The sequence below is a fragment of the Gammaproteobacteria bacterium genome, assembly GCA_029880545.1.
Taxonomy (GTDB): domain Bacteria; phylum Pseudomonadota; class Gammaproteobacteria; order Acidiferrobacterales; family SZUA-150; genus JAOUOD01.
Genome location: JAOUOD010000003.1, coordinates 244,667 through 257,867, shown reverse-complemented (window position 1 = coordinate 257,867; position 13,201 = coordinate 244,667). Strand labels below are relative to the sequence as shown.

The window sequence follows — 13,201 nt, the reverse complement described above, 5'->3', positions numbered from 1 at the left end:
GCCACCCTGTTGCCGAAAACTCTGGATGACATAGCAGCCATGCGCCAGGGGCACTCGTGTGACGAACACATCCAGACCAGATCAGTGGAAACAAAAATACTATTCCGCGCTTGATGAAATCGAGAGCAACGAAAGGCGTGTTGAACAGCTTACCAGCACCTTGCGCAACAGCCTGTCGCGCCTGCCGGTTGCCGCCCTGGGCCAGCATCCGGCACTGGACAAGCATCTTGAGAAATTGCGCAACCTGGCCAAGCGCACCGAGTCACTGGGGGAAATCGATCGGTTACTGGATAGAGTTGCCGATAACCTGAAGGAAATTGAATTGCGTCGCAACGCCGGTTCCGGAAAAATGGAAACCGAACCAGCTTCCGCTGCGGACAGCAACCGTATCGTCAGCGGCCTGCTGGTTCACATCGCTGACATCCATGACCGCAAATTTGGCAAAAGTCGCACAAGCGCTGCGTTGCGCGCCCGTAGCAGCCGCGCTTCAGCCGAACAGGCCACATCAATCGTTGACGAGTTTGTCGAGCTGTTGCTTGGTCATGACCAATCCAGGACTGCCGACCCAACCGAGACGTCAACAGCTGTCGGCACTGTCGAAACAACTGGCACCACGTCATCAAAAGAGCTGCTCATGCAATTACTTGAGCAACTGGACCTGCCGGACTCACTGAACAGGCAGGCCGAACTTTTACGCAACCGTATCGAGTCGGCAGCCAGCGATGCTTCTTTATCACCTGCACTCAAAGCCATTGCCAGGCTGGTGTCCGACTTGCGCAAGTCTGTTGACAAGGACAGGGCCGAGATCGGGGAATTCCTGCGCCGACTGAACATTGAACTGGCGGAAATAGACAAGGGCATCAGCCGAACCAGCGAACTCAGCGCCGAACTTCAGAACAGCGCCGAACAGTTTGATCGAAACATGGCCGCAGAAATCAGGAGTATGCGTCATGATCTTGACCAGGCCGACGATCTTGATCGACTCAAGCAGTCGGTGAGCACGCGCATCAATATAATTCATGAACACCTGGGCCAGTTCCGAACCAGCGGCCTCAAGAGTCACGCCGAACTCCTGTCAGAACTGCATTCCATGAAACAACAGTTCGACCAGGCCAACAGTATTGCCGGAAAATTGAGGCAGGAACTTGAACAGGAACGCGCTCGATCGCATACCGATGCACTGACACAGCTACCCAACCGACTTGCCTATAATGAACGCATGCAACAGGAGTATGACCGCTGGTCGCGTTATGGCCAGCCGCTGTCACTGGCAGTTATTGATATCGATTTCTTCAAGAAGATCAATGACAGCTACGGTCACAAGGCCGGAGACAAGACACTGGCGCTCATTGCGCGCTCACTGAAAAAACACATGCGCAGCTCTGATTTCATTGCCCGTTTTGGTGGCGAGGAGTTTGTCGTGTTGCTGCCCAACACCGATGGCAGCAATGCGTATACCGCGGCCGACGCTGTTCGCAAAAAAATTGAACTTACCGAGTTTCACTATCATGGGTCGCGCGTCCCTATCACCATTTCTTGCGGTGTCAGTGAATTTGTAAAAGGCGATGAACCGGAACAGGCTTTTGAGCGTGCCGACCAGGGCGTCTACAAGGCCAAGCAGCAGGGAAGAAACCAGGTGGTGCTGGTGTCCGGCTGATCAGCCGGACACATTTATCAGCTCACTGCTTCACGCATCAACTGGTAAACTTTTTCTTCGCGGTCAGCGCAATCACGCATGATCTCGGCGAGACCAAGGTAAGCATCCGCGCCCGAATTGCGACCCTGGCATAACATTGCACCCTGCAGGGCAAACTCGCGCCAACGATCACCCGCATCCGAAAGCATGGACGACGCCTGTTTCAGTTTGTCATTATTCAGCAGTTCACCCGCTTCCTGCAGAAAGGCCGCGTACATGAAACGGAAACCTGCCCCGCCGGTGCCAATCTCCTCCTGCATGCGAACAACGTTGCCAACCATGGCAGCGGCCTTCTTCTCGCCATGCCGCCGGGGCCAGCGCTCCATCAGCTTCGCCAGCCAGCGAATGCCGCGAACGCCGAAAAACGGCATCGGGATATCAAGCATACGTTTGGCGGTGTAGTTGATGGCATCAATGACAGCCGGCTTGATGTCCGGATTTGTCGGCACCTGCACCGGGTAATAGATTAAACCCTTGGGCGCAAAAGCGCCCTTGGCAAACCGGGCACGCTGCAATGAATCATTGTCGCAGGTCACGGGATGATCTGTGACCGGGTCACTGATCAGGTAATCGTTGCCTTGCCTGCCGTATGCCACCATGTTGTGACCGTTGTACTGGAAACGCATTTCCGGTGGAAAATAGGGTAGCCAGAAAACGTTGACCTGGATTCCGACAGACATGCCCTTGGCGAGAAAGGCATCCAGCGCCACCTTGCCCTGTGCCGGTGACTTGTAACGGTGGCTCTCGAACCGGATACCAAGGCGCTTGCTGATGTGCTTGATAATGGTTCGCGGTGCATCACGATAGGCTGTCAACGGCATACCGCCCATTTTGATCAGGGGCATGTAAAAGAAAAACAGTCCGCTACCAATTCCGAATATCATCGGTTCGCTGAGATCCAGCCCGCGACTACGAAGCAGTGTCGCCACTGTTCCGGACTCGCAATGAGCTGCATGTCGGTGCTCGAAATTTTCCGGGGCCACTGCCGCTGTACTGGTTTGCATATCGATTACTTCGCAGGTTCCGGTTCAGGAATGGTTTTCAGGCGATCCACATCACGACCCAACGCCTGGGCATAACGGGCAAGTTTGTCATCATCCAGCTTGCTGAAGCCTGCTGGCGTCAAGTGACGCTTTACCTGCCAGCGCCAGAACCCGGCGTTGGCTGCCAGCAGGCCCACATCCATATGACAACGGGCCATATGGTAGGCCAACGGACTGACTTCACCGGCCAACGCCTGCTGCCGGACAGATTCAATATGGTGCTCCATGGCGTCAACAGCCTGGCCATTGACAATGTCTTCCACATCCCAGCCCTTGCTGGGCACCATGGTATATCGACCATCATCATCGACGGCATAGCAGGCACGGCGATGGCCGTGCAGCATGGAATTCTCTTTCTGAGGGACGTCCGACTTCTTCATGCGCCTATATTGCGCATGAGATCAGACCACGGTCAACAGCATATAGTAAATCGAGAAGCGTCCGCTTTCAGGGATATAGCATAACAGCGTATCGCCCTTGTTGAGCTTGCCCGAGTACATCAGCTCTTCCATGATTGCGTAAATGGAGGCGGACCCGATATTGCCGATTTGAGGCAGGTTGGTGAACCAGCGGTCGTACTCAATAGCTACGCCATGGGCCACCATTTGATCATGCAGCCTGGAACGGAAGTATTCTGACGAATAATGCGGCAGGTACCAGGTGACATCATCCAGGTCCAGGTTGTGGCGCTTGACCAGGCCTGCCAGTGCCCGGCCGGAAATCGGCATAATGTGTTCATCCAGCAGGCGCGCATCCTGCTTCAATGGCATGTAACCCTTGTCGACAATATCACGCTGGTTTTCCGGCACACACCAGCCTTCGAGGCTGCCATCTTCCAGCTTGATAGCGCCACTGTACATACACGCAGGCAATTCGTTGGCATACGAATAGCCATCAATCCATTCAATTTTCAGCGACAACCGATCGGGATTCGGTGTATCGGAGAGCAGCGCCGCGCCGGCGCCGTCAGACAACATCCAGCGCAGAAAATCTTTTTCGAATGCAATTTCCGGGCGTTTTTCAAGCGCGTCAATACGTGCTTCAATTTCTGATTCCAGGCTGGTGCCGCGTAAATGCTTGGATGCCAGCTCGGAACCCGTGGCCACTGTTTTCCTGGCCTGGCCGGTCATAACATCCATGGCGGCGTATTTCAGCGACGTCACCCCGGCGCTGCAGATTCCGGCGGTGGATACGATTTCACAAGGCGGGTTGGCCAACTCGCCATGCACCATGCTGGCATGACCCGGGACAACCTGGTCGCTGCTGGATGTGCCGCAGGCCAGGCATTCAATATCTGCGGCCTCAATGCCGGCCTTGTCAATCAGTTTGCGCACGGCCTCGGCAGCCAATTGCGCATTGGTATGGGTCAACTTCAGGGTATTTGGGTCAATGGCATAAAAACGACGCTTGATGCCATTGTTACGCAACACGATCTTGCGCGAACGCGACGGTTTGCCGGCAACCATGCCAAGAACAGATTCAATGGAATCGTTATCGACCGGGTCATTGGGCAGAAAAATGGCCAAATCTGTGATGTAAACGTCCCGAAGCTGCATTACCACTCTACTACCTTTAACGTGCTAAATAATCTGCGCTGACCAGGTCTCGCGCCACCCGAGTCTACTTCAAATCCGACGCATACTGCGCCATCCGTTCTCCGGAAGAACCCGAAGGCTGCTCCAGCCTGCGCACCTGGTCATCCAGGCGTTTTCGCATCAGCGGGCGAAGCAGGGCCCGCACTATCATACCTAAGGGCATTACCGTCAAGATCATCAGGATCAAAAACAGGATATAAATCACCAGGACAGACCGACGCAAGCGGCTTCCCGGTTTGCCCAAATGCCTCAGCAAACGCCCCCAGATCTGAAAACTGCGGTGGGCGATTTTCTCTCCGGCAATATACCGGGGATTTACCTTCACCGCCTCCAATCCTGTCAGCAGGGGCACCGGTGGCACCGATTGTAGCAGAGGCAGTCCGTCAGCGAGAGCTTTACCGAAACGTTTCGCGGCCTCAAGTTCACGTTCCGAGACCCCGGCCTTGGGGAAAATACCCCACAGGGGTCCCTTGTTTCCCGTCAGCATCCATACCGGTGTGGTGATAAAGGTAGACCATGCTGGCCCCCGGTCAATCAATACGACATTATCAATCAAATGGGCGCCAAGTTCCGATAACTTGCGCGCCATTTTTTGCTGTGCCGACAGCCACATATTACGGCAGGCGATAAAAGTCATGACCGGCTTATCACGAAGCACCCTGGCTTCCGGTGAATTCAGAAATGCGCTGATTGGCAACGATGGCGACAGGAACCACACCTGGTAGGCCAGGATTACCAGGTCAAAGCGGCTATCCGGATCAAATGCCACCGGCCGGTTCGGTGGCGCATCCATGTAAACACACTCCGGAAATGTGTCAAAAAAGGTCATCAACGGCCAAGGGAATGGCGACGCCTGCTCAGGCACCAGTTCCTGCCAGACCACTTCGACATCATCCCGGGCCTCCAGGGGCGCCATCATCTGGCGGATACCCTCGGTTAATTGCCCCGTCTGGGAATAATGCAGTACCAGGATTCTCGGCATTGTTACCCCGCCTCTGCGATTTGCTGTTCATGTAACCGCACAAGATTCTGTCTGGGCAATTTGCCGGTATCGTTACGCGGCAGGCTGCTGACCATATGCAGCGGTCGCGGCAGAAATACCGCGTCAATTTTATCGCGCAGCGCGGTCATCAACTGCTCGCGTCCCAGACCCGGCGCCACGACAAAAGCTGTCAGGCGCGGCTCGCGGCCGTCTGCGCCGATATCAGGCAGAAAAAATGCGCCGTCCTCAACGCCATCAACGGACAGCAGTTTCTGATTGAGATCGCCAATAGAAATTCGCTTGCCCGCGACCTTAACCAGGTCGGCGTTACGGCCAAACAGGCGGAATTGCCTGTCATCCAGCAATTCGACAGAATCACCGAGAACCATGGGGGATTGGTAAAAATATCGCCCATGCACTTCGAACCCGTCATCTGCGGGATTGACCGATACATCATCAAATGTCGTCCAGACCTGGCCATCCGCCTGGCGCCTGACGGCAATGGCGCCGGTTTCAGTGCTGCCGTAAAACTCTTTCACGGTGGCTGAAAAAGCGGTTTCGGCTTTTTCAGCCATATCGGCTGACAACGGTGCTGTCGAAGACAGGATAAACTCGGTCGCCGGTAACCGGGTATCTTCCAGTACGCAGGCGCGCAACTGCACCGGCGTGGTCACCAGTACCGACGGGGTCGGCCGACTGACCAGCACCTTACGAATATTTTCCGGATAAAATGGTCGCTCGGCACCCAGGGTGTAACCCCACTTCAGCGGCATAATAAAAGCGGTCATGAAGCCATACATGTGCTGCGATGGCACCGTTGCGACAACGTGGCCACCGCGCTGACTGTCCAGGGCCAGAGCTTTTCCAGCGACCTCGGCCTCGCGTACGAACGCGCCCCAGTGTCGCCGATAGGTTTTGGGCTTGCCGGTACTGCCGGAAGTAAAGGCAATGGCGGCCAACTGATCCGACGCAAAAGCAATATCCGAGTCGCCGTTCGGATGCGCCAACGGCGGCTCGGTAATCAACACGGTCTCCATGGAAGCAGGATGCTCATCCTGATCGGTGAGGCAATACACTCCCGGGTAATCAACCGTTAATTGTTCCAGCACCTGTGGCGCCTTGCTGGACGGGAACAGGCTCACCTGGCCTCGCATCATCGCCGCAAAAAAGCCGATGGCAAACAGGTACCTGTCCTCGCAGTGATTCAGCATCCAGCCACTGTCCGGCAACATTTTGGCGAGCGCGCTGGCGTGAGCGATCATCTCGCCGCGACTGATCCTGCTGCCATCGCGCCAGGCAACCGGGCTAGCGCTATCGCCTTGTGCAAACACCGACAAATATGAATTCATGACAACTACCCCCTTCTGAATCCTGACAGGGGGTGACGTGGGTCAGATACCGGCGTTTTTGCCACTCGCAACAGCTCGCGCCAGGTCATGGCTACACCGTGGCGACGAAACACAGTTACCTGGTAAACATGCATGACGCCCACGACCAGGGGAGTGACAACAAAATAGCCGATATTGGAAAACCACGACCACCACGCCAATGGCGCCACCAGCGCCAACGTTAATGACACCGCTGCAACCAACATGAAATACCAGCCCCAGATACGGGTGAACAACCGGGCCAGGCGACAAACCCGGGCAGGCAGATTCTCGCCATGCGCCAACCGCACTATTCGCTCAAATACCGGCACCCTGGCCGGCTCCAGAGAGCGCAGCACAAAAATCGCCAGCATGAAATTGACGACGACGAACGGCACAGACAAGGCCTGCGCGGACAGGGTAAACAGATTGATCGTCCCCACAATCAGAACGATGAGATACAACTCCACGCCTCCCAAAGCAATGCTCTTTTGCTTCCACCAGCGCCAGGTCACGGCCAGCGCACTCAGCCCCATAAGCCCGATTAAAGCAAAATGTTCGGCGTTAATCAGGATTAAAAAATGGGTTGCCAGTGGATACAGCAACAATCCGGCAATCGTGGTGATAACCAGCACGCCAGCACGCATGGTTTCCCGGTTATTGCCGGTTTTCCTCGATATGCTTGCTCAAGGCTCGCAACGAGGAAAAAATAGCCGCGTTTTCCTTATTATCCGAATCAATCTTGAAACCGTATTTTTGTGATACTGCCATGGACAGCTCCAGGGCATCGATCGAATCCAGGCCCAAGCCCTCGCGGAACAGGGCAGCTTCAGGCTCGATATCATCCACGGTAATGTCTTCAAGGTTCAGCGCTTCAATAATCAGCTCTGCCACTTCTATTTCCAACTGGGTTTTTTCGCTCATCTATCACTCACCTGCTTCAATACAACCATACTGCCACGCTGATTCCGGCCTTCGGCCAAGGTCTCCAGCGGGGCTGACTTTACCACAGCCATCTGCCCGACCCCATCAGAAATTATCGCCCTGAAAGCTCGACAATCTCAAAATCATGGCTGATGGTAGCGGTTTTGGCCAGCATGATGGAGGCAGAGCAATATTTTTCTGCAGACAGGGAAATAGCCCGCTCCACCCGTTTCGGGTCCACGTCTCGACCTTCGATCACAAAATGCATGTGGATACGGGTAAAAACTTTTGGATCCTCCTCGGCGCGCTCGGCCTCAATTTCAGCGCGACAAGCCATAATCTCCTGTCGACCACGGCGCAATATTAGCGTCACATCGAACGCGGCGCAGCCGCCCAGGCCCAGCAACAGCATTTCCATAGGCCTAGGTCCCAGGTTCTTGCCACCATGATCCGGTGGCCCATCCATTTGCACACTGTGGCCACTGCCGGTTTTTCCCATAAAACCGGCGTCTCCAGTCCATTCAATACTTGCTTTCATGGCGCCTCCCGACTAACAATGGAGGCGGAGTATATTACCGAATACTTCAAAGGCGAAGTCGCCGCCTGCAATACAAAAAATCGGTCAGGAACCGTCACGGGCGATACCGCGGTATGACGTGTCGTTTCACTATATAATTAGATAATTAGCACAAAATCACGGACTAGGGACGAAGACGTTGTGTCGAAAATTGTAGAATCCAAACTTACCCCCGAAGTACAAAAACTGCTGGCACAATCGGTTCGCCGCCGCTACAAAGCCAAGGAATTCATTGTTCGCGCTGGCGCAGTACCCAAGTCACTCTATTACATTACCGAAGGCTCGGTCATGGTTTACATGGAAGATGATGATGGTAATGAGCTGATCCTGGCTTACCTGGGCCCTGGCACCTACTTTGGCGAACTGGGCCTGTTCGACAAGGGCGAAGGCCGTACCGCCTGGGTAAAGACTCGCACCGAAACCGAGGTAGCCAGCATTGATTACGACAGCTTCCGCGCGTTCTGCAAGGAAGAACCGGACATGTGGCCACAACTATGTGGCCAGACTGCCGAGCGCCTGAAGGAAACCAGTCGCCGACTCGGACAGCTTGCATTCCTTGATGTCACCGGTCGCGTGGCCCGTGCATTGCTGGATCTGGCCAAGGATACCGAAGCCATGACCCACCCGGACGGCATGATGGTACGCATTTCTCGTGAAGAGCTGGGCAAACTGGTTAACTGCTCGCGAGAGATGGCCGGCAAGGTACTCAAGAACCTGGAAACCCAAGGCCTGGTCCAGATTGATGGCCGCAATATCGTGGTCAACAACACCCGCTAGAGGAGCGTTCCGCCTCGAGATCGGGGGATGGCTCCGCGTTTGATATTCGCGTGTACGGCAACCCGGCCATTCCGGCTTCGGCTGGGCCTGTAGTCAGCAAATCGCTTGTCGACCGCAGCAGACGAATTCCAGGCACTAACGATTCCCGTGAAAGAACAGGCTGGCCTGCTCCTGCTGAATACAAAATCTTCCCGCCATCGCCCTCGGTGCCAATCCGATACCTGGGAATTTTGAACGAGCCATGCCGGGCATGGCTCACTGGGAGAAACGCGCCTGACGGCGTTGCCGACGCTATTCGAATAACCTGGCCAGTTCCGCCCCCGGATCATCGGCGCGCATAAATGCCTCACCAACAAGAAACGCATTGACTCCATGCTCGCGCATGAACGCCACATCGTCAGGCTTGTGAATACCGCTTTCGGTAACAACCAGTACATGCCCGGGGATGCGACCGAGCAACTGCGTGGTGGTATCAAGCCGGGTTTCGAAAGTATGCAGGTTGCGGTTATTGATACCGATCATGGGCAGATTCAGAAGCAACGCCCGCTCCAGCTCACCGGCATCATGCGCTTCCACAAGCACATCCATGTCCAGGCGCAATGCCAGTTCGCTGAATTCCGCGAGTTGGACATCATCCAGGGCTGCTACGATTAACAGAATGCAATCAGCACCCATGGCGCGCGCTTCATATAGCTGGTAGGGATCAACAATAAATTCCTTGCGCAACACCGGCAGGTCACAGGCAGTACGCGCCTGCACCAGGTAACTGTCCGCGCCCTGGAAAAAATCAATATCCGTGAGCACTGACAGGCAGGCCGCGCCATTCTTTGCATAGCTGTCGGCAATCTCGGCGGGCCTGAAATCTTCACGCAACACGCCCTTGCTGGGTGACGCCTTCTTGATTTCGGCAATAACGCCGGAGTTGCCCGCGGCGATCTTCTTTTGCAGCGCCTCGACAAAACCGCGTACTGCTGGTGCCTGCTCGGCATGCACAATCATTTGTGCCAGCGAAACCTGTCTGCTGCGCTCGGCAACTTCTTCGTGCTTGCGGGCAAGAATTTTTCTGAGTATATCCGGTGTATCAGACACTTTACCGAGCTGCCTCTCTATCTGTTGTTACTGACTGCTGTTACTGGCCGAGCCTGCTGCTCAATTCAACCAGTTGATCCAGTTTTTTGCGGGCACTACCATCAGCAATAACCTGCAATGCCTTGTCGACACCTGCCTGCAGGCTGTCTGTCAACCCTGCCACGTAAATGGCCGCGCCGGCATTCAGCGCAACGATGTCGCGCGACGGCCCGGCTTCATTTTCCAGTACTGCCTTGACCCGCGCCAGGCTTGCTTCAACACCATCAACCGCCAGCGCCTTGATATCACCGGCGGCAATATCCAGGTCTTCCGGTTTCAGCGTGTACGTCTTTACCTTGCCATCCTTCAGTTCGGCGACATGCGTCGGTGCGACAATGCTGATTTCATCCATGCCGTCGTCGGCGTGCACCACCATAACATGTTCACTGCCAAGCTTGTGCAACACCTGCGCCATGGGCTCGACCAGGTCCTTGCTGAATACGCCCAGCACCTGGTTTGGCGCATTGGCCGGATTGGTCAACGGGCCCAGCACATTAAAGATGGTACGCACACCCATTTCCCGGCGTGGTCCAATAGCGTGTTTCATGGCGCCATGATGTTTCGGTGCAAACATGAACCCGACGCCAATTTCGTTCACACATTCCGCCACCTGCTCCGGCGTCAATTCGAGATTCACCCCGGCCGCTTCCAGTACGTCGGCACTGCCCGACTTCGATGAGATCGATCGATTGCCATGCTTGGCCACCCGGGCGCCGGCCGCTGCAGCAACAAATGCCGACGCCGTGGAAATATTAAACGTGCTGGCGCCATCACCGCCGGTACCACAGGTATCCACCAGGTGAGGTCCACTAACTCCAACATGGGCGGCCAGTTCGCGCATTACCGTTGCGGCAGCGGCAATTTCATCCACGGTTTCGCCCTTCATGCGCAAACCAATCAGGAAGCCGCCGATCTGCGCCTGTGTTGCCTCGCCGGTCATGATCAAGCGCATCACCGCGCGCATGTCATCACTGCCAAGGTCACGACGTTCGGTTAGCGCCTTGATTGCCTGTTGCATATCCATTGTTACCCCCTTGTCCTAGCTGCCAACAAAATTGCGCAGCATGTCGTGGCCGTGCCTGGTCAGTATTGATTCCGGGTGAAATTGCACACCTTCCACTGCCAGTTGCTTGTGACGCACACCCATGATTTCACCATCATCGGTCCATGCTGAAATTTCCAGGCACTCCGGCAGGCTTTCGCGCTCGATAACCAGTGAATGATAACGAGTCGCCTCGAAGGGGTTGCTTAACCCAAAGAATACACCGCGATCATCATGATGAATCATTGACGTCTTGCCGTGCATGATTTGCCTGGCATGAATGATTTTGCCGCCGAATGCCTGGCCAATACTCTGATGGCCGAGACACACTCCGAGTATCGGTACCTTGCCGGCAAAGTGCCTGATCGCCGCAACGGAGATGCCGGCTTCATTGGGCGTACAAGGTCCCGGCGATATCACGATATGATCCGGGTTCAACTGTTCCATGCGCTCAATGCCGATCTGGTCATTGCGATAAACGTGCACATCCTGCCCCAGCTCACCCAGGTACTGCACCAGGTTGTAGGTAAAGGAATCGTAATTATCAATCATCAGTAACATGGCGATCCCCTTACCTTAATCCGGCTACAGCATGGCTGACAGCACGAAATATAGCCCGACCCTTGTTCATGGTTTCCTTCCATTCCATCTGCGGCTGCGAGTCGGCGACTATGCCGGCGCCCGCCTGAATATACAGCATGCCGTCCTTGATCACCGCGGTGCGTATGGCAATGGCGGTATCCATGTTGCCGTTCCAGCCGATATAACCGACCGCGCCGGCATAAATGCCGCGCCGGGCCGGTTCAAACTCATCAATGATCTCCATTGCCCTTACCTTGGGCGCGCCGCTGACGGTACCGGCAGGGAATGTTGCGCGCAATACATCAATGGCGTCATAGCCATCTTCCAGCTTGCCGGTGACATTGGACACGATATGCATCACGTGCGAATAGCGCTCGATGGCCATCTGGTCAGTCACTTCTACCGAACCGATTTCTGCCACACGGCCAATATCGTTACGACCCAGGTCCATCAGCATGATGTGCTCGGCGCGCTCCTTGGGATCGGCAAGCAGCTCGACTTCCATGGCCTTGTCCTCGGCCTCCGTATGGCCGCGCCGGCGTGTCCCGGCTATGGGCCGAACCGTAACCTCGCCATCTTCCAGGCGAGCCAGGATTTCCGGCGATGAACCGACAATATGGCTGTTGCCAATATCCATGAAGTACATGTACGGCGAAGGATTCAGGCTGCGCAACGCGCGATACAGATCCAGCGGTGGCGCTGCAAACGGGATCGACATGCGTTGTGACAGCACTACCTGCATGATATCGCCGTCATGAATGTACTTCTTGGCACGCTCGACCGCGGTCATGAATTTCTGCTCGGGAAAACCGGATGCAAAATCGTCTTCATTTACGCTGCCTGGTTCATGGTCGTTGCCCGAATCCGGGAGCGGGCCATGCAGGCGTGCTGCCAGTTCATCAAGTCGCGCATTGGCGCGGTCATAGGCATCATCAATTTCAGGGTTGACATGAATAACGATATAAAGCTTGCCGGCGAGATTATCGAACACCACTACTTCATCCGATACCATTAACATGATATCTGCCGAATCAATGGTGTCCGGTTTGCGCTCGGTACGCAGGCGCGGCTCAATGTAGCGAACAGTCTCATAGGCAAAGTAGCCAACCAGTCCGCCGGTGAATCGCGGCAAGTCGTCAATCTCGGGCATACGGTAACGTTGCCTGAAGTCACGAATATAACGCAGCGGATCGGTAACGGTTTCGCGTTCAATCACGTTGCCGTCACGCGATATCTCGATATCAAAACCGCGAACACTGAGCACGGTACGGCAAGGCAGTCCGATAATGGAGTAACGCCCCCATTTCTCGCCGCCCTGGACTGACTCAAAAAGATAGGAATATGGCCCCTTGGCCAGCTTGATATAGGTACTTAAGGGTGTATCGAGGTCGGCCAGCACCTCGCGCATGAGCGGAATGCGGTTATAGCCCTCGGCGGCCAGCGCCTGAAAACGTAATTTGTCCATGAATGATCACCATTATAATTTCT

14 protein-coding genes are annotated in these 13,201 nt (G+C 55.2%); 2 read left to right on the top strand and 12 right to left on the bottom strand.

Annotated elements, in window-relative coordinates; translation table 11 throughout:
* Positions 1–58: 58 nt before the first annotated feature.
* The gene (locus OEZ10_05210; protein MDH5632379.1) at positions 59–1,657 is read left to right on the top strand and encodes a diguanylate cyclase; all 1,599 of its coding nucleotides are present in this window, start codon (positions 59–61) and stop codon (positions 1,655–1,657) included.
* Between the two features lie 17 nt (positions 1,658–1,674).
* Here the strand turns inward: OEZ10_05210 and OEZ10_05205 are convergent, their stop codons facing one another.
* The 8 genes from OEZ10_05205 to OEZ10_05170 all read right to left on the bottom strand — a co-directional run bounded on the left by OEZ10_05205 (position 1,675) and on the right by OEZ10_05170 (position 8,145).
* On the bottom strand, positions 1,675–2,700 hold the full coding sequence (locus OEZ10_05205; GenBank protein ID MDH5632378.1) for a BtrH N-terminal domain-containing protein: 1,026 nt from the start codon (positions 2,698–2,700) through the stop codon (positions 1,675–1,677).
* A gap of 5 nt (positions 2,701–2,705) precedes the next feature.
* Positions 2,706–3,119: a hypothetical protein gene (locus tag OEZ10_05200; GenBank protein MDH5632377.1), complete on the bottom strand. Its 414-nt coding sequence runs from the start codon at positions 3,117–3,119 to the stop codon at positions 2,706–2,708.
* A gap of 21 nt (positions 3,120–3,140) precedes the next feature.
* Positions 3,141–4,295, bottom strand: coding sequence for a beta-ketoacyl-ACP synthase III (locus tag OEZ10_05195; protein ID MDH5632376.1), 1,155 nt, complete (start codon positions 4,293–4,295; stop codon positions 3,141–3,143).
* A gap of 64 nt (positions 4,296–4,359) precedes the next feature.
* Positions 4,360–5,316 carry a dialkylresorcinol condensing enzyme gene (locus OEZ10_05190; protein MDH5632375.1) on the bottom strand — a complete coding sequence of 319 codons (957 nt, stop codon included), beginning with the start codon at positions 5,314–5,316 and terminating at the stop codon, positions 4,360–4,362.
* Positions 5,317–5,318: 2 nt separating this feature from the next.
* Positions 5,319–6,665 carry an AMP-binding protein gene (locus OEZ10_05185; protein ID MDH5632374.1) on the bottom strand — a complete coding sequence of 449 codons (1,347 nt, stop codon included), beginning with the start codon at positions 6,663–6,665 and terminating at the stop codon, positions 5,319–5,321.
* Positions 6,666–6,670: 5 nt separating this feature from the next.
* Positions 6,671–7,330, bottom strand: a complete 660-nt coding sequence (locus tag OEZ10_05180; GenBank protein MDH5632373.1) for a hypothetical protein — start codon at positions 7,328–7,330, stop codon at positions 6,671–6,673.
* A 10-nt stretch (positions 7,331–7,340) separates the two neighbouring features.
* The gene (locus OEZ10_05175) at positions 7,341–7,607 is read right to left on the bottom strand and encodes a phosphopantetheine-binding protein (GenBank protein ID MDH5632372.1); all 267 of its coding nucleotides are present in this window, start codon (positions 7,605–7,607) and stop codon (positions 7,341–7,343) included.
* Positions 7,608–7,719: 112 nt separating this feature from the next.
* Complete coding sequence (locus tag OEZ10_05170) at positions 7,720–8,145, bottom strand: OsmC family protein (GenBank protein MDH5632371.1); 426 nt, start codon at positions 8,143–8,145, stop codon at positions 7,720–7,722.
* 189 nt (positions 8,146–8,334) lie between these two features.
* On the opposite strand from OEZ10_05170, the gene crp reads away from it, so the two are divergent.
* Positions 8,335–8,961 (top strand): cAMP-activated global transcriptional regulator CRP, encoded by a 627-nt coding sequence (crp, locus tag OEZ10_05165; GenBank protein ID MDH5632370.1) that lies wholly within the window; start codon positions 8,335–8,337, stop codon positions 8,959–8,961.
* 291 nt (positions 8,962–9,252) lie between these two features.
* Here crp and trpC read toward each other — a convergent pair whose 3' ends face one another.
* Genes trpC through trpE form a run of 4 tightly spaced genes read right to left on the bottom strand, consistent with a single transcriptional unit; the run spans position 9,253 to position 13,178 of the window.
* Positions 9,253–10,050, bottom strand: a complete 798-nt coding sequence (gene trpC / locus OEZ10_05160) for an indole-3-glycerol phosphate synthase TrpC (protein ID MDH5632369.1) — start codon at positions 10,048–10,050, stop codon at positions 9,253–9,255.
* Positions 10,051–10,090: 40 nt separating this feature from the next.
* Entirely contained in the window at positions 10,091–11,113 is a 1,023-nt protein-coding gene (gene trpD / locus OEZ10_05155) for an anthranilate phosphoribosyltransferase (protein MDH5632368.1), read from the bottom strand.
* A gap of 15 nt (positions 11,114–11,128) precedes the next feature.
* Positions 11,129–11,692 carry an aminodeoxychorismate/anthranilate synthase component II gene (locus OEZ10_05150; GenBank protein ID MDH5632367.1) on the bottom strand — a complete coding sequence of 188 codons (564 nt, stop codon included), beginning with the start codon at positions 11,690–11,692 and terminating at the stop codon, positions 11,129–11,131.
* A gap of 10 nt (positions 11,693–11,702) precedes the next feature.
* On the bottom strand, positions 11,703–13,178 hold the full coding sequence (gene trpE, locus OEZ10_05145; protein MDH5632366.1) for an anthranilate synthase component I: 1,476 nt from the start codon (positions 13,176–13,178) through the stop codon (positions 11,703–11,705).
* Between the last annotated feature and the right edge of the window lie 23 nt (positions 13,179–13,201).

What these genes read in the sequence shown, in the direction of transcription:
- OEZ10_05205 (MDH5632378.1), bottom strand. Translation starts at nt 2,700, where the DNA reads ATGCAAACCAGTACAGCGGCAGTGGCCCCGGAAAATTTCGAGCACCGA.
- OEZ10_05200 (MDH5632377.1), bottom strand. Translation starts at nt 3,119, where the DNA reads ATGAAGAAGTCGGACGTCCCTCAGAAAGAGAATTCCATGCTGCACGGC.
- OEZ10_05195 (MDH5632376.1), bottom strand. Translation starts at nt 4,295, where the DNA reads ATGCAGCTTCGGGACGTTTACATCACAGATTTGGCCATTTTTCTGCCC.
- OEZ10_05190 (MDH5632375.1), bottom strand. Translation starts at nt 5,316, where the DNA reads ATGCCGAGAATCCTGGTACTGCATTATTCCCAGACGGGGCAATTAACC.
- OEZ10_05185 (MDH5632374.1), bottom strand. Translation starts at nt 6,665, where the DNA reads ATGAATTCATATTTGTCGGTGTTTGCACAAGGCGATAGCGCTAGCCCG.
- OEZ10_05180 (MDH5632373.1), bottom strand. Translation starts at nt 7,330, where the DNA reads ATGCGTGCTGGCGTGCTGGTTATCACCACGATTGCCGGATTGTTGCTG.
- OEZ10_05175 (MDH5632372.1), bottom strand. Translation starts at nt 7,607, where the DNA reads ATGAGCGAAAAAACCCAGTTGGAAATAGAAGTGGCAGAGCTGATTATT.
- OEZ10_05170 (MDH5632371.1), bottom strand. Translation starts at nt 8,145, where the DNA reads ATGAAAGCAAGTATTGAATGGACTGGAGACGCCGGTTTTATGGGAAAA.
- trpD (MDH5632368.1), bottom strand. Translation starts at nt 11,113, where the DNA reads ATGGATATGCAACAGGCAATCAAGGCGCTAACCGAACGTCGTGACCTT.
- OEZ10_05150 (MDH5632367.1), bottom strand. Translation starts at nt 11,692, where the DNA reads ATGTTACTGATGATTGATAATTACGATTCCTTTACCTACAACCTGGTG.
- trpE (MDH5632366.1), bottom strand. Translation starts at nt 13,178, where the DNA reads ATGGACAAATTACGTTTTCAGGCGCTGGCCGCCGAGGGCTATAACCGC.